The sequence below is a fragment of the Thermanaerosceptrum fracticalcis genome (assembly GCF_000746025.2).
Taxonomy (GTDB): Bacteria; Bacillota; Peptococcia; order DRI-13; family DRI-13; genus Thermanaerosceptrum; species Thermanaerosceptrum fracticalcis.
Genome location: NZ_CP045798.1, coordinates 1,755,366 through 1,771,064 on the forward strand (window position 1 = coordinate 1,755,366; position 15,699 = coordinate 1,771,064).

Here is a 15,699-nt window from a genome sequence, read left to right on the forward strand (position 1 = left end):
ATCAAAAATACGATAATAAAATTAAGGTCAAGTTTGGTCAATTTAGTAATAATTATTAATATATGTTATGAGGGAGGTTTATTTATGGGAAAAGCAGTTGGTATCGACTTGGGTACGACGAACTCAGTTGTTGCTGTTTTAGAAGGTGGGAAACCTACAGTAATTGTGAATGCGGAGGGTAATAGGACAACACCCTCGGTAGTAGCTTTTAAAGATAACGGAGAAAGACTGGTCGGTCAGGTGGCTAAAAGACAGGCCGCGTTAAATCCCGACAAAACCCTTTACTCTGTGAAGAGGTTCATTGGACGCCGCTATTCGGAGGTTGCCGAAGAAAGGAACCTTGTCCCTTACAAGGTAGTGCCCGGTCCCAATGATACCGTACGTTTCGATATCGGCGGTAAACTCTATGCCCCTGAAGAAATTTCCGCCATGGTTTTAAAGAAGCTGGTTGATGATGCTTCCAAATACCTGGGAGAAAAAATCACCGATGCCGTCATTACCGTACCGGCATATTTTAATGACGCCCAGCGGCAGGCGACCAAGGACGCGGGCAAAATTGCCGGCCTCAATGTCCTGCGTATTATTAACGAACCTACGGCTGCCGCCCTGGCATACGGGCTAGACAAGAAAAAGAATGAAACAATCCTAGTTTATGACCTGGGCGGCGGTACTTTTGACGTATCCATCCTGGAAGTAGGCGATGGCGTCTTTGAGGTAAAAGCCACCAATGGTGACACCCACCTGGGCGGTGACAACTTTGACAAAGTCATCGTGGATTGGCTGGCCGAAGAATTCAAGAAAGACTACGGCATCGACCTGAGAAAAGACAGGCAGGCCCTGCAGCGCCTGACGGAAGCGGCGGAAAAGGCAAAAATAGAGCTTTCCAGCATCACGGAAACTCAAATCAGCCTGCCCTTTATTACAGCCGACGCCACTGGTCCCAAACACCTGGATATGAAACTTACCCGGGCGAAATTCGACGACCTTACCCATCACCTGGTGGAACGTACCCGCGGCCCCGTACTGGCTGCCCTGGCTGACGCCAAACTGACAGCTAAAGATATTGACCAGGTTATCCTGGTAGGAGGTTCTACACGGATTCCTGCAGTACAGCGGCTGGTACGGGAACTGACGGGAGGACGGGAACCCCATCAGGGAGTAAACCCCGATGAAGTCGTGGCCGTTGGTGCCGCCATCCAGTCAGGTGTGTTAACCGGTGAAGTGAAAGACGTCCTCCTCCTGGATGTTACCCCCCTCTCCCTGGGTGTGGAAACCCTGGGTGGTGTGATGGCAAAACTCATTGAACGGAATACCACGATCCCTGTGCGCCGCAGCCAGATTTTCACCACCGCCGAAGACAATCAACCTGCCGTAGATATCCATGTCCTGCAAGGTGAACGGGAAATGGCCAAAGACAACCGTACTTTAGGCCAGTTTAAGCTGGAAGGAATCGCCCCGGCGCCTCGCGGCGTACCTCAGATTGAAGTGACCTTTGACATCGACGCCAACGGGATTTTGAAAGTAAGCGCTAAAGATAAAGGCACAGGAAAAGAACAAACCGTTACCATCACCGGTTCATCTACCCTGGATAAGGCAGAAATTGAGCGAATGGTCAGAGAAGCTGAAGCCAATGCGGCTGAAGATAAAAGACGCCGCCAAGAAGTAGAAATTCGCAATGAAGCTGACAGTATCATCTATCAGGTAGAACGGAAACTAAAAGAACAAGGCACTCAGTTACCCGTCCATGAAAAGGCCCGCCTTGAGCAGCTTGTCAATGACTTGAAAACAGCCTTAAAAGATAATGCTAATATTGAGCGTATCCGCTCCCTGACCAGCGACCTCCAGCAGGCTGCCGCAGCCTTCGCTCATGCAGGCAATAATCCGCAGTCAGGAAATTACTCCAGTAATACTAAAGGTTCCGGACCAGACGATGTAATCGATGCCGAGTATCACGAGAAATAACCCTTCCCCATTAACTCAACTTAAGGTTGCCGGTCTATCCGGCAGCCTTAAGTCATAAGGTGGTGAGAACAATAAATGACGACATATAAAGACTATTATAAAATCCTGGGCGTGGAACGTACGGCCACGGAACAGGAGATTAAAAGCGCCTACCGTAAATTAGCCCGCCAGTATCACCCCGACCTGAAAACAGGGAGCGAGAAAGAAGCCGCCGAAGAAAAATTCAAAGAAATTAACGAAGCTTATGAGGTTCTCAGTGATCCCGAAAAACGGGCCAAGTATGACCGTCTGGGCGCCAACTGGCAACATGGCCAGGAATGGCAACCGCCGCCTGATATGGATGGTTTCCACTTTTACACCTGGAACGATGGGGATCTGGGTGCAACAGGTTTCAGCGACTTCTTTGAGACCCTCTTTGGCAGAGCTAGGGCTAACCGCACCGGAGGCGGCTTTCGCTGGGAGCCCCAGATGCGCGGCCAGGATATAGAAAGCGAACTTCAGCTTACCCTGGAAGAATCTTACCGGGGCGGTGAAAAAACCATTCAACTGACCTCCAGGGAAATTTGTGCCGTCTGTCAGGGCAGCGGGCACCTGGACAGGGGTATTTGTGCCTATTGCGGCGGCACAGGAAACACAACGGTGAGAAAGACCCTGGAAGTAAAGATCCCCCCAGGTATCCAGAACGGAAGCAAGATCCGCCTCAGGAATCAGGGAGGCGAAGGTTTAGGAGGTGGCCAGCGGGGTGACCTTTATCTCAAAGTCAATATCCAGCCCCATCCCCTCTTTACCCTGAAAGGAAACGACATCGAGTCTAAAGTCATCATTACCCCCGAGCAGGCTGCCCTGGGTGACAAAGTAACCACTGCCACCCTGGACGGGGATATCATCCTCACCATTCCTCCCCAGACCCACAGCGGAAAAAAGCTGCGCCTGCGCGGTAAAGGCTGGCCATTAAAGGGCGGGGGACGAGGGGACCATTATGTGGAAGTAGTCATTGATCTCCCGGCTTTTTTGAGTGAGGCAGAACTTGATTTATACAAAAAACTAGCGGAATTAAGGAAAGGGGTGTGAAACTATGGTGCGTAAATATTACGTACAATTGTATCACCACACCCTTTACCCCCAGGAAGAAGCTTTTTGGATAGATATGGAAAGTTCCGGGTACCACCCTGGCTTCTTAGAACGTTTAGCAGAATTTGGGATTATCGAGATCCAGGACAACCGGCTGCGGGCAGACCAGCTCCCCAGGATTCAGAAGATTATACGTCTCCGCCAGTCCCTGGGCATCAATTTGCCTGGTGCCTCCGTCATCCTTGATCTCTTAGAACGTATCGAAGAACTTGAGCAAGAATTAGACCTGTTACGAAGGAGGTGAATACCCCGCTTTAAGGGGGTAAGCGCTATGGATTTAAACCGTTATACCCAAAAATCAAGGGAAGCCATTTCTTCTGCCCAGGATCTGGCTGCCGCACGGCATCACCAGGAGGTTACCGGTAAACATTTGCTGGCGGCCCTGTTGGCCCAAGAGGGAGGCCTGGTCCCCCGTTTCCTGGAGTATGCCGGCGTTAATGTGGCTACCCTGCAGAGACTCCTGGAAGATTTATTAGCCCGTACCCCTGCTGTCCATGGCTACGAGGGGTCTTTACGGCTGGGCAGCGGTTTGGCCAGGGTATTCCCCAGGGCTGAAAAAGAAGCCCGGGACATGAAAGATCAGTATGTCAGTGTGGAACACCTGCTCCTGGCCCTCCTGGAAGAAGGAGAAAGCGAAGTCCGGAATCTTTTCCGCCAGACAGGTTTGAGAAGGGAAACTTTACTGGCTTCTTTACAGGCTATCAGAGGTAACCAGCAGGTAACCAGCGAAAACCCCGAAGAAACCTATGAAGCCCTGGAAAAATACGGCCGTGATTTGACCAAATTGGCCCGGGAAGGTAAACTGGACCCCGTTATCGGCCGTGATGACGAGATCCGCCGGGTCATTGAAATTCTCTCACGCCGCACCAAAAACAATCCTGTCCTCATTGGTGAACCGGGCGTGGGTAAAACTGCCATCGTGGAAGGATTAGCCCGGAGAATCGTGGCCGGTGACGTCCCCGAAGGGCTGAAAAATAAATTAGTTATTGCCCTGGATATGGGGGCTCTTATAGCCGGCGCCAAATACCGCGGTGAATTTGAGGAAAGACTGAAAGCAGTCTTAAAAGAAGTGCAAAAGTCTGAAGGACGGATCATTCTTTTTATCGACGAACTCCACACTGTAGTAGGGGCAGGAGCGGCCGAGGGGGCCATGGATGCCGGCAACCTGTTGAAACCCATGCTGGCCAGGGGTGAACTGCGGGCCATTGGTGCCACGACTCTGGACGAATACCGTAAGCATGTGGAGAAAGATGCCGCCCTGGAACGGCGCTTCCAGCCCGTTATGGTTAATCCCCCCTCCGTGGAAGACACCATTTCCATCCTGCGGGGCTTAAAAGAACGGTACGAGGTCCATCACGGGGTACGTATCCAGGACAGCGCCCTGGTGGCAGCAGCCACACTCTCTGACCGGTATATTACTGACCGCTTCCTGCCCGATAAAGCCATCGACCTCATGGATGAAGCGGCCGCCCGTCTGCGGACAGAGATTGACAGCATGCCTACGGCTTTAGATGAAATCACCCGCCGTATTATGCAGCTGGAAATTGAAGAAGCTGCTTTGAAAAAAGAAAAAGATGCAGTTTCCCAGGAGCGGCTGCAGAAAATCCAGGAACAACTGGCTGAATTAAAAGCAGAAGCCGATGTGATGCGTACCCAGTGGCAGGTGGAAAAACAGGCCATTGCCCGGTTACGCCAGCTGAAAAAAGAAATAGAAGAAACCCGCCTGGAAATCGAGAAAGCTGAACGGGAATATGACTTAAACCGCATGGCCGAACTAAGATACGGCAGGATGAATGACCTGGAAAGAAGACTAAAAGCGGAAGAAGAACTGCTGGCCAACAAGCAAAAGAACAACATGCTCCTAAAAGAAGAAGTGGATGAAGAGGATATTGCCCGCGTTGTCAGCCGTTGGACAGGAATCCCCCTAAATAAACTCATGGAAGGTGAAAAAGAAAAGCTTATCCACTTAGATGAGTTTCTCCACCAGCGGGTGATCGGCCAGGATCAGGCCGTACGTGCCGTGGCTGATGCGGTCTTAAGGGCCCGGGCCGGCATTAAGGACCCAAATAAGCCTATCGGCAGTTTTATCTTCCTGGGGCCCACAGGGGTAGGTAAAACAGAATTAGCCCGGGCCCTGGCTCAAGCCCTCTTTGATGATGAAAGGAACATGATCCGCATCGACATGTCCGAATACATGGAGAAACACACGGTAGCCCGTCTCATTGGTGCCCCTCCCGGTTATGTGGGCTACGATGAAGGTGGCCAGTTAACAGAAGCCGTCCGACGCCGTCCTTATTCCGTCATTCTTTTCGATGAAATTGAAAAAGCCCACAACGACGTCTTTAATGTCATGCTGCAGATCCTGGACGACGGACGTCTTACCGATGGTAAAGGCCGTACCGTAAACTTCAAAAACACTGTCATCATCATGACCTCCAACATCGGCAGCCAGGAAATCCTGGAATTCCAGCGCCAGGGCATTCATGATTATGACAGGATGAAGAATGCCGTCATGAATTTAATGCAACGCTACTTCCGTCCAGAATTCCTCAACAGGGTAGATGAGACGGTGGTCTTCCACGCCCTGGAACCCAAACACATGCAGGAAATTACTACCTTAATGCTGGAGCGTTTGGCCAAACGCCTGAAAGAAACGGCCCGTCTTACCCTGACCTGGTCCCAGGAAGCCCTGGTATACCTGGCCAACAAGGGTTATGACCCCAGCTTCGGGGCCCGTCCCTTAAAAAGGCTGATCCAGCAGGAGGTGGAAACGCCCCTGAGCCGGTTGCTGGTAAAAGGGGAAGCTTCACCAGGCTCTACTATCAGCCTTGAGGCAAAAAACGGTGAACTGCAGTTGACAGTAAAGTAAAAATGACGCTATGCGGCTCGACTCCCGCTTTGCGGCCTTACAAACATTTCTTTCCTGAAATCATGATAGACACAAGAACAGAGAAAGCCTGTCACGAGGCTTTCTCTATTTTTTGTGTGCAAAAAGAGCAATAGCTTTCTGCAATTCCTTCGAAATAAAAAGGTATTATCCCAAAAATGAAGAAACTTATTTACGTAGAGATCTATTGTTAGGGAGATGAAAAACAGTGTTTACCTGTGCAGAATGTGAAAAACTCAGCTGCCGGGAAGGGCGAACAGACCAGTTACCCAAAAACTGTCCCGGTCGTCTGACAACTTTGCAAGAAGAAATACGAAAAGAATATCGTGATGAAATATTACTTTTCGCCCGTCAGGCCGCCCTCACGGAAAGCAAGGGCTATTGCCAGTGGACGCGGGTACAGGAAATCATCTATTTCTGTAAAGAAATGGGGTATCACAAGCTGGGTATTGCCTTTTGCATTGGTTTAAAGCAGGAAGCCCGTATGCTGGCAAAAATCTTGCGTTCCCACGGTTTTGATGTTGTCTCCGTAGTGTGCAAGAACGGCGGGACGCCAAAGTCCTTCCTGGGCATTCCCGAACAAGATAAAGTACGCCCCGGCCAGTTTGAAGCCATGTGTAATCCCATCAGCCAGGCTAAACTCCTCAATCAGGCCGGAGTAGATTTCAATATTGTAGTAGGACTCTGTGTGGGCCATGACAGCCTTTTCTTTAAATACGCAGAAGCCCCCACCACGGTGTTAGTGGCCAAAGACCGGGTTTTAGCCCATAACCCCGCAGGAGCCCTCTACTGTGCTGACGGCTATTTTAAGAATAAGCTGTTTCTTTGAAGTAGACCAAGGTGTCAAGGGAGGTGTCAAGGGGAGGTGTCAAGGGGACGGTTCTCTTGACACTGAAGCCCTTCTTACCATTTCCCTGTTTAATTCCAATATTGCTGCAATTCCTCTTCTGGAGAGGTTCGACTTTGCTAGCAGCAATTGTATTAATTCTTCTCTTATCTTTCTGTTTGTTACTTGACTTAATCCTTTTAACTCCACACCCTTTTCCTTTAAGAACTTGTTAATATATTCATTAACATTGGTCTCATCTATTTCTTTTTCTTCCCCTATATCAATAAAAACTTCCACTGCAGTGTCATGGCTAAACCTTGCAAATTCTTTTATGGCTTTTTCCTTATCTTCTGAAAACATTTCTAATATCCCATCAGTTTCGACCATGCCACTTTTTCTATTTACATATTCTTTATAACTACTCCATTTGTATTTTTCAATGGAGCCTATTCCTGCTTTTAAAGGGTTTTGGTGTACATATCTTATTACTGCCAATAAGTATCTGTCATCTTCTATATTCTCGCTTCTGTATCTATCCTGAAATACATGCCCGATACGCCTGTATTTCTTGTTAAAATAATAGGCGTAGCTTGCTGCAATTCTTTTTATACTACGTGGTAAGCTATCTGTGCCTTCCTTTATGACAAGGTGAATATGATTATCCATTACACAATATGCAAACAGGTAATATTCCCCTTCTGCTTTTTTATCACGGAGCGTATCTATAATTCTATTCTTGTCAGCATCATCAATAAATATGTTCTCTCTGTTATTTCCCCTCAGCATTACATGGTAAATCCGACTGTCGCTCCACATTCTTGCATATCTTGGCATTTTAACACCTCCCATGCAAAGTTTACCAGTTTATTACCCAAATGTCACAAATGTCCAAATGTCAATGGAACCGTCCCTTCGACACTCTCTACCTCGCTAAAGAATATACTATTATCCCATCCTTTTCCGCCTGGATAACCTGCCCCTTTTCCACCAGGTACTTAATGTGGGCAATGGCCTCACCTGTGGCAAACCACTTCTGGGGTGTGGGGAACTCCTCCCAGGTTTTGTAGGTCAGATCCCAGGTCATGCGGGCCGCTACCTGGTAAGCGTTCATGGTCCCGGCTTTCAGGATTTCCAGTACTTCATCCAGCCTTTTCTGATGGTGGGATTTTAGTTCGGCAATACGCTCCCGGGGGCTGGTAATCAGGCTGCGGTGGCCGGGCAAGGTGAGGTTTATCTCCAGCTTATCTATTTTATCCAGGCTCATGAAATACTCTTCCAGGGGGTTCTCCTCATCTGACCAGAGGGCGATGTTAGGGGTAATGTCATAGAGGATATGGTCACCGGAAAAAAGTATCTTCTTTTCCGGTTCATAGAGGCAGAGGTGACCCTCTGTATGTCCGGACGTTTCCACAATCTCAAGATTGTAGTCCCCTACCCGAAGCCGGTCTCCCTCAGCCATATAGGTGATCTCATGATTTCCTTCCGTACCGAATCTATAGCCGGGGTGTTTCTCAATGGCCCCCTTCAGTTCCATGGGGACAAAACCACTCTTTCCCGCATAGACCCGCATCTCCTCCCAGTGGCTGCTTTCACGACCCGCATTGATTATAACAGCATCGGCTTTGCTGGCATAGATGCGGGTATCGGGTGTAACCAGGTAAGAGATATTACCCGAGTGGTCAGCATGCATATGGGTGATAAACAAATCGGTTTTATGTAGATCTATACCTAACTCCTTTAAGCCTTCATCCAGGGCAGTTCTACATTCTTCCCTGGCGAAACCGGTATCAATGATGAGGTTGCGTTCGGGTCCCTTGAAGATATAGCAGTTGAGAGCTTTTAAAGGATTGTTAGGCAAGGGTATATCCAGCTTATAAAGTTGGCGAGAAATCTCTTGAATCATCTACAGGCACTCCTTACATCATTTAATAAGACATTTTTAGTTATTCAACATCTAAGGCGTTGTTTCCTTTAAAGAGACCAAAGAAAAGCCCGTATCCTCTTCAGGTACGGGCCGTGTCATTGTTCCTTGGTGCCAAGGTTATTATGATAAAGCCCAGGGCAGGCACTTCATTCATCGGGTTGGGAATTTTTATCCTTTTTTTTCGACAAATTCGCATATTGTCGCAGGTTTATTACCCCCTGACAGCGAATAAGGAAAAAAGACAAGCAGTAGTTAGAAAGAAAGGTGGTGCAGTAGTGGAGTAAATGTTAAACATAGTACTTTTTATCATAGCCTTAATTAGCGGCTCAATTATCTCCAGTTTTTATCTGACCAGAAAGTCCCTTTTGCTCGATCTAAAAAAGATTCAGAAAAAAGGCTATCTTACTTATAGCGAAACCGGCAAACTTCCCATCGAACTCCGCCAGTCTCTGAGCGCAGAACTCAACAGCCTTAAGTCAACCTTAATGGATTTACAAAATATGCTGAATGCTCATCCCAACATCAGTACGCTGCAAAACAGTCTTGCTGAGTACTCACAGCAAATTGAAACTATTCGTAACAAAATCAAAGAAACAGAAAAGGTCTGGGAACAGTACACTACTTTCAAGAACGATATCAATTACTGTGAAATGAATATCACCAGCAGGATTTATAAGATAAAAGAAAAGAGCCAGGTGTTAATCAACCTGGAACCTAAATACGAAGAAATAATCAATGAAAAGGTCCAGCAGATACTTCCCCTCCTGGAGGAACTTCTGGAAAAGTATAAAGTATGGGAAACGGTTACCTTTTTAGAATTTGACTATTTGCTGGCCGTAGATTTGGGAAAGGAATACGAGAAGATAATAAATTCGGCCGATATGCTAATTAAAGATTTAGAACTATTCCGCCAGCCCATTCAGGTGTATATCACGATTTTGCGCAGGAAAACGGTCTATTACATAACTTTAAGGGAAGTAATTGAAGGCTCCCTTGTGGGGAAAACCTCAGTCGGCAAGAATCCTTCCATTAAAAGCAAAAGACTGGGAGAGGTGACCGTCTCCTACAACACCTTTAAAAATGCCTATATCGGCAAGAAATACAAAGGGGATGTTTTCGTCTCCGGCAAACGCAGTTTTAGTACCCAGTCTATTGAACTTAAAATCATTAGCGGTAAAGATACCTATAGCGTCATACGCCTGTTAAATGATGACCAGTTTGTCCACATCTTTAAGGCCCTGCCTATTAAAAGACAATTTGAGGAAGTGGACGACAATGGAATTCCCCTTGAATTAAATTTAACTGATTTAAATATTGCCGTCTGTGAGAAAAAAACCAAAGACTTTGAAGTCTTTTATCACCTGGACATTTTTAAGAAAGTGAGCATTTATGATTTCCTTAACTCTGCCACTACGGAGTTGAATCAGTTAGACGATAATTCAGACGCGGAAGAAATTCCCTCAATACTTGCTAACGCCGAAGAAATAGTGAATAGTTGACCCCTCTTCAAAACAAGGAGAGTTATTTTTGCATGATTCTTCTTAATTATTGATTTTTCAACATTTCTAAAAAAGGATAATTATCCTCATTTCGAATAGTAATTCCTGGCACTGTTCTTCTCAGCATGCTAAAACTTTTGCAGGATGCTTATTAGACACTGGGAAGCATAATCTTTGTTGGCAGGGGGATTCTTATGGAAACCTATACATCTCTATACAGCAAGAAGGAGGAACTTGTCCATACACTGGAAATTAACCTGGCCAGTTCCCTGGTACACCTTTCCCGCAGTCTTGATTTTTCCTCGCAAGGATTGCTGCAACACCACGAACGTGTAGCCCTACTATCATTATACCTTGGTAAAGCTGCAGGTCTTAAAGAACAGGATCTTTTCAATTTGTTCACAGCCGCAATTATCCATGATGTAGGTGCTGTCACCTGGAACGAAAAGAGACGCCTGCATCATTTTGAGGTCAAAAACCCCTGGGAACATTGTCAAAAAGGTTACGAATTCCTTTCCGGTATTCCTTTTCTGGATAAAGCTGCTGATATTGTTCTCTCCCATCATGACACCTGGGCCGGAAATAATCCCTCCGGGCGTTCCGGGACCCAGATCCCTCTGCCCAGCCGTATCATCTATGTCGCCGACCGTGTTGATGTTTTGATTAATGACAAGATTTTTATTTTACAGCAGTCCAATGATATTATTAAACAACTGCAAAAATACGCGGGTTCCCTTTTCGATCCCGACCTGGTGGCTGTTGTAGCTGATCTGACAAAGGTAGAAAGCCTCTGGATGGACCTAACTTCTTCCTGGGTCTCCCAGCGTCTCCTTGATGAATTGCCTGAAAACCGCCGGAGTATCAAACTGGAAGACCTTTCCCACATGGCCAGGCTTTATGCGAGAGTCGTTGACGCCAAGAGTCCCTTTACGCTCAAGCATTCCCAGGGTGTAGCCCTCATCGCCCGTTCCCTGGCAGAACAGGCAGGGCTCCCCCAAGATGAAGTTTTTTTGCTTAACCTGGCAGGCTTACTCCATGATATCGGGAAATTGTCAGTTCCCGAAGAAATCATCCAAAAACCCGGTCGTTTAACTCAGGCAGAATTTAGCATTATGAAACAACATACATACTATACATACTGGTGGTTAAAGCCTCTTTTCCCCTCATTTCCTGTAGCCGAGTGGGCAGCCTATCACCATGAGCGACTTGACGGGCAAGGATATCCCTTCCACAAAGGGGCACACGAACTGGATACAAAAGCCAGGATCGTGGCCGTGGCGGATATATTCACAGCGTTACGGGAAGAACGCCCGTATCGCAGCTCTCTCACCTGGGCAGAGATAGAGAGGATCATTTATAACCAAGTAAGGGGCGGTGCCTTAGATGGGGAAATAGCCGACATCCTTTTTGAAAACCGGGGCCTGATTGACGACCGATGGTCCTCTTTATCAAGTCAATTACAAAGAAATAGTTATATTCTAAGCAATAGATAAAACCGAAAACTAAGACGAGACACCGCATAGAGAGAGCAGCTTATTTACCTGTTCATCGGTACCAAAAACAAGCAGCCTGTCACCTGCCCGGAAAACCAAATCACCCGGAGGATTAAGATATTCCTTATCACCGGAGAAAACACCCAGCAGAGTAAGCCCTGTCCTGCTTCTGATATCTGCCTCCCGCAAAGTTTGCCCAATGAGGCAGGAACCTGCAGCCACCTCTACTTCCTGTATCGTTACAGTCAAGTCTTCACCACCACGGTTTACAATCTCTAAAAAGCTTATAATTGCCGGTTTAAGCACGAGGGCAGCCATACGCTGTCCTCCAATTTCATTGGGAGAGACGGTAACATCCGCTCCCGCTTTCATCAGTTTGGCCTCACTGCTGGCTTCAATAGATCGCGAGACAATATAGAGACGGGGATTAAGCTGTCGGCAGCTGAGAACAGTAAAAACATTATCCGCATCATTGTTTAAAGTTGAGACCACACCTTTAGCCCGTCTAATCTGAGCCCTTTCCAGGTCTGCATCATGGGTGGCATCTCCGTGAATGACGGGAATATTTTGTGCAAATAATTCCTCTACTGTTTCAGGATTCTTCTCAATAACCACAAAAGGTACTTTCGCTTTTTGCAATTCTTTAATCACATTCCGGCCCGTTTGCCCTGCACCACAGACAATATAATGCTGATTTAATTCCGAAATCTATTTTTCCATACGCTTCTCCTTTAATAAAATTCTAAATCGTCCTTCCAGGACAAAAATAATTAGACTGCCAAAACTATAAGCCACTGTACCCACACTGGAAAAAATTAAAAAGACGGTAAAAAGACGCCCTGCCCGGGAAAGTTCGCCTACCTCTTTAAACCCCACTGTAGAGATAGTAATCACCGTCATGTAGAAGGCATCAAGCGTGTTCCATCCTTCCAGAAAAATATAACCCAGAGTACCCAGGAGAAGCAACAAACCAATTATGATAATACTGAGGATTAATTTCCTATAAACTGACATACCTTTCTCCTTAAAGACATAGATTATGAAATAACTGCGGAAATAATGGAAAAACCAGGCATTCTTTTCTATTCTATTATATAAAGAAAACCTGGTTTTCAACAAGCCAACCAAGTTGTAAGTCCTCTGGCACTTATACCTCCCAAATAACAAATTTTATAACTTGTATATCTGCCGACCATTAAAAACCATACTCCGCCCTTCCGTTAAACCTGCCAAACAGCCACCCAAAACAGGTATAATAGAAACAGAAATTTTATATGTAGAAAGGCTGATACAATTTGTCATCTCAACCCGTCATCATCCGCGGGGGAGGCGATTTGGCCACAGGCATCGCCCACCGCCTTTTCCAGAGCGGTTTTCCCGTTGTCATCCTGGAAATACCGCAACCTACCGTCATCCGCCGCACAGTGGCATTTGCCCAGTCCGTCTATGATGGGCAAACAACCATTGAAGGCGTAACAGCCGTTCTTGTTTCCACTCCCGGTGAAGCCCTTGAAAAAATGACAGAAGGATTTATTCCTGTTTTAATTGACCCTTTCGGGCAACATATCCCACAGCTTCATCCCCTGGCCCTGGTGGATGCCATTATCGCCAAGCGTAATTTAGGTACCTACAGAGGACAGGCCCCCATTGTCATCGGTGTGGGACCGGGTTTCGCTGCAGGTAAGGATGTGGATGCCGTCATCGAAACAAGCCGGGGCCATGATCTGGGAAGAGTTATCTACCAGGGTGAAGCTTTACCGGATACCGGCATTCCCGGAGATATCGGAGGCTTCACAGTAGAACGTATTATCAGGGCTCCTGGGACAGGAGTATTTCAGGGGCTGGTAGAGATCGGCTCCTCCGTAGAAAAGGACCAGATCATAGGGGAAGTCCACGGCAGCCCAGTACTGGCACCTATTACGGGTATCGTACGCGGCATTATTGCCCAGGGGGCCCACGTAAAACAGGGCATGAAAATCGGTGATGTAGACCCCCGGGGCAAAAAGGAATACTGCTACACTATTTCCGATAAAGCCCGGGCCATCGGTGGAGGGGTTTTGGAAGCCATTCTCCATCTCAGGCAGAGCAAAAAACTATAATCAAAACAATACACCCGGCATCTTGAACCGGGTGTATTGTTTTTTATTTTATGGCAGATAATCTTCCCTAACGGGAGAGAAAACTTCTACAACTACTGAATCTTCTATAATTTCAGCCTGGTGTTCAATATCTCCGGGAATCACCCAGCTGTCACACTATTAGGTTAAAGATCTTTTTCCCCAATAACGCGTATTACACGACTTGTTAACTCAATTCCTTTCAAGTACGTTTCAATGGCCAAATGTTCATTGGGCGCATGATTCCCCGAGTCCGCATCCCCCCAGCGTACTTGTATGGCGGGTAAGCCCAAAACATTGGTCCATAAGTAATCCGGAGCTGTAGAGGGGCGACTGGGATAGAGAATGTATTCCCCATATGTTTCCCGGGTGGCTTCTTCTATAAGGGGGAGGTAAGGCGTATCGACTGGAGTTTTAGATGGTTCTACACATCCTTTAAGCTCTATATCAACATTGTCATATCCTAACTTTCGGACAAAACTTACTAACTTTTCAAAGATCTCAGCAGGAGTTTGGTTTGCTACCTTTCAAGGCTTGCCGGTAGTCTTCCAGGACAATATTCTCATCAGGTGCGTGATTAAGAGAACCTGCATATCCTGGGCCTATAGAGGCAATAGGCATATCGGTCCAGCTACTGAAAACATAGCGGGGACCGGTCCCGGCGGAACTTGGTTCAATGACAAAAGGTTTGTCATAGACTAAAGCTCCTGCCTCCAAGACAACCTTAACAAACGGTGAAGTAATAGGAGTCTTGGCCGGTTTGGCAGTACTCAAGGTATGTATTTCTACATCCTGGAACCCGTGCTTATCCAGATGTTTTCTTAGCAATTGAAGAATTTCCTCAGGATCCTGGTCCACGGTCAGGCGAAAATCAATCTTAGCCATGGCTGTAGAGGGAAGTACTATCTTTTGGCCTTCTTTGGTATATCCCGATTCTATCCCGCAAATGGTACAGGTAGGCGCATTAAAAAGTTGATTGGCAAAGTCTATTCCTGTTACCCCGTTTAATAATTCCTTTATCTGGGCCCGCTTTCTTATTTTGTCTTCCTGGGCTGCCAGGTCTTTTAAAGCACCATATTCTTCTTCAGGAATAGACCTAACCTTATCATAAAATCCTTCAATGAGTATTTTTTCATTTGCACCTTTGAGTGTGGAAATGGCCCAAACAAGTCTCCACACCGCATTGGGAATAACGGGAGCAAAACGGGAATGGTAGTCTGTAGCGGCGGCTTTTACCCTCATTTCCACATAGAGCATACCCTTATTACCCAGGCGAATAACGGGATGACCGTTCTCATCTTTAAAAGAGTTTTCCCAGATACACGACTCCCAGGTTGCGTAGCAAAGAAGGGTCTCTCATAAGTTGCCGCAATAACAGCTATGGGTAAAAAGCTACTTCTTTTAGCAAATGTTTCGGGTTAAGCTTGATGTATTGTCCTTTACGTGACACAGGGTCATAGATTTTCCGATACAGAATCGTATTGCTTTTGGCCTTGGTAACCCAGTCAAAGCCCTGAGCTATAAGCCAGAATAGGAACTTTTTACACAGAAACCAGCGATCCATGGCGCCCCAGAGTCTGGCATTGTTCAGTCGACGTATCTCCGAGAGCATCTCTCTGGCCAGGTCAAGCTTAGTCTGTTTTTCATTTTCCCGGTCGGTTTTAACCCAAAAGCGCCATAACATGGGATATTCCAGACCATTTTTTAAAACAGCAAGGGTCGATACAAGGTTCATGCACCAGACATGGCGTTTTTCAGAACTGTCAAAGAGCCAGCAGAGAAAGGGGATTTTTTTCCGTGAGGATGCTTAAGATCAAACAAATCCCAGATTGTCTTGAGTACCGGAATTCCGGCACC

14 protein-coding genes are annotated in these 15,699 nt (G+C 46.8%); 8 read left to right on the forward strand and 6 right to left on the reverse strand.

Annotated elements, in window-relative coordinates; genetic code table 11:
• The first annotated feature begins 84 nt into the window (after positions 1–84).
• The 5 genes from dnaK (at position 85) to BR63_RS09105 (ending at position 6,809) form a co-directional block, all read left to right on the forward strand.
• The gene (gene dnaK / locus BR63_RS09085; protein ID WP_034422195.1) at positions 85–1,962 is read left to right on the forward strand and encodes a molecular chaperone DnaK; all 1,878 of its coding nucleotides are present in this window, start codon (positions 85–87) and stop codon (positions 1,960–1,962) included.
• 75 nt (positions 1,963–2,037) lie between these two features.
• Positions 2,038–3,033 carry a DnaJ C-terminal domain-containing protein gene (locus BR63_RS09090; RefSeq protein ID WP_034422197.1) on the forward strand — a complete coding sequence of 332 codons (996 nt, stop codon included), beginning with the start codon at positions 2,038–2,040 and terminating at the stop codon, positions 3,031–3,033.
• Between the two features lie 4 nt (positions 3,034–3,037).
• A complete protein-coding gene (locus BR63_RS09095) occupies positions 3,038–3,337 on the forward strand; it encodes a chaperone modulator CbpM (protein WP_051965729.1) in 300 nt (99 codons plus the stop codon).
• Positions 3,338–3,364: 27 nt separating this feature from the next.
• Positions 3,365–5,962 (forward strand): ATP-dependent chaperone ClpB, encoded by a 2,598-nt coding sequence (gene clpB, locus BR63_RS09100; RefSeq protein ID WP_034422199.1) that lies wholly within the window; start codon positions 3,365–3,367, stop codon positions 5,960–5,962.
• 226 nt (positions 5,963–6,188) lie between these two features.
• Entirely contained in the window at positions 6,189–6,809 is a 621-nt protein-coding gene (locus tag BR63_RS09105) for a DUF1847 domain-containing protein (protein ID WP_034422200.1), read from the forward strand.
• Positions 6,810–6,848: 39 nt separating this feature from the next.
• Here the strand turns inward: BR63_RS09105 and BR63_RS09110 are convergent, their stop codons facing one another.
• Together BR63_RS09110 and BR63_RS09115 are read right to left on the reverse strand one after the other, a co-directional pair.
• Positions 6,849–7,643 carry a transposase gene (locus tag BR63_RS09110; protein ID WP_034422202.1) on the reverse strand — a complete coding sequence of 265 codons (795 nt, stop codon included), beginning with the start codon at positions 7,641–7,643 and terminating at the stop codon, positions 6,849–6,851.
• Positions 7,644–7,731: 88 nt separating this feature from the next.
• Positions 7,732–8,712: an MBL fold metallo-hydrolase gene (locus tag BR63_RS09115; RefSeq protein WP_034422203.1), complete on the reverse strand. Its 981-nt coding sequence runs from the start codon at positions 8,710–8,712 to the stop codon at positions 7,732–7,734.
• Between the two features lie 305 nt (positions 8,713–9,017).
• On the opposite strand from BR63_RS09115, the gene BR63_RS09120 reads away from it, so the two are divergent.
• Positions 9,018–10,232, forward strand: coding sequence for a hypothetical protein (locus BR63_RS09120; RefSeq protein WP_034422205.1), 1,215 nt, complete (start codon positions 9,018–9,020; stop codon positions 10,230–10,232).
• A gap of 194 nt (positions 10,233–10,426) precedes the next feature.
• The gene (locus BR63_RS09125; protein ID WP_051965731.1) at positions 10,427–11,725 is read left to right on the forward strand and encodes an HD-GYP domain-containing protein; all 1,299 of its coding nucleotides are present in this window, start codon (positions 10,427–10,429) and stop codon (positions 11,723–11,725) included.
• A gap of 9 nt (positions 11,726–11,734) precedes the next feature.
• Here the strand turns inward: BR63_RS09125 and BR63_RS09130 are convergent, their stop codons facing one another.
• Both BR63_RS09130 and BR63_RS09135 read right to left on the reverse strand, forming a co-directional pair.
• Positions 11,735–12,433: a potassium channel family protein gene (locus BR63_RS09130; RefSeq protein ID WP_338056058.1), complete on the reverse strand. Its 699-nt coding sequence runs from the start codon at positions 12,431–12,433 to the stop codon at positions 11,735–11,737.
• Positions 12,434–12,739 carry an ion channel gene (locus BR63_RS09135; protein ID WP_153802078.1) on the reverse strand — a complete coding sequence of 102 codons (306 nt, stop codon included), beginning with the start codon at positions 12,737–12,739 and terminating at the stop codon, positions 12,434–12,436.
• Between the two features lie 281 nt (positions 12,740–13,020).
• Here BR63_RS09135 and yqeB point away from each other — a divergent pair, with 281 nt between their 5' ends.
• On the forward strand, positions 13,021–13,824 hold the full coding sequence (gene yqeB / locus BR63_RS09140; protein WP_034422207.1) for a selenium-dependent molybdenum cofactor biosynthesis protein YqeB: 804 nt from the start codon (positions 13,021–13,023) through the stop codon (positions 13,822–13,824).
• Positions 13,825–14,343: 519 nt separating this feature from the next.
• On the opposite strand, the gene BR63_RS09150 is transcribed toward yqeB, so the two are convergent.
• Positions 14,344–15,099, reverse strand: coding sequence for a peptidase dimerization domain-containing protein (locus tag BR63_RS09150; protein ID WP_051965734.1), 756 nt, complete (start codon positions 15,097–15,099; stop codon positions 14,344–14,346).
• A gap of 121 nt (positions 15,100–15,220) precedes the next feature.
• Positions 15,221–15,577 carry a hypothetical protein gene (locus BR63_RS09155; protein WP_187142866.1) on the reverse strand — a complete coding sequence of 119 codons (357 nt, stop codon included), beginning with the start codon at positions 15,575–15,577 and terminating at the stop codon, positions 15,221–15,223.
• Positions 15,578–15,699 lie beyond the last annotated feature (122 nt).

Coding starts and splice junctions, on each gene's coding strand:
- BR63_RS09150 (WP_051965734.1), bottom strand. CDS start 15,099: ATGCTCTATGTGGAAATGAGGGTAAAAGCCGCCGCTACAGACTACCAT.
- BR63_RS09090 (WP_034422197.1), top strand. CDS start 2,038: ATGACGACATATAAAGACTATTATAAAATCCTGGGCGTGGAACGTACG.
- BR63_RS09155 (WP_187142866.1), bottom strand. CDS start 15,577: ATGAACCTTGTATCGACCCTTGCTGTTTTAAAAAATGGTCTGGAATAT.
- BR63_RS09125 (WP_051965731.1), top strand. CDS start 10,427: ATGGAAACCTATACATCTCTATACAGCAAGAAGGAGGAACTTGTCCAT.
- BR63_RS09095 (WP_051965729.1), top strand. CDS start 3,038: ATGGTGCGTAAATATTACGTACAATTGTATCACCACACCCTTTACCCC.
- BR63_RS09115 (WP_034422203.1), bottom strand. CDS start 8,712: ATGATTCAAGAGATTTCTCGCCAACTTTATAAGCTGGATATACCCTTG.
- BR63_RS09110 (WP_034422202.1), bottom strand. CDS start 7,643: ATGCCAAGATATGCAAGAATGTGGAGCGACAGTCGGATTTACCATGTA.
- dnaK (WP_034422195.1), top strand. CDS start 85: ATGGGAAAAGCAGTTGGTATCGACTTGGGTACGACGAACTCAGTTGTT.
- BR63_RS09135 (WP_153802078.1), bottom strand. CDS start 12,739: ATGTCAGTTTATAGGAAATTAATCCTCAGTATTATCATAATTGGTTTG.
- clpB (WP_034422199.1), top strand. CDS start 3,365: ATGGATTTAAACCGTTATACCCAAAAATCAAGGGAAGCCATTTCTTCT.
- BR63_RS09120 (WP_034422205.1), top strand. CDS start 9,018: ATGTTAAACATAGTACTTTTTATCATAGCCTTAATTAGCGGCTCAATT.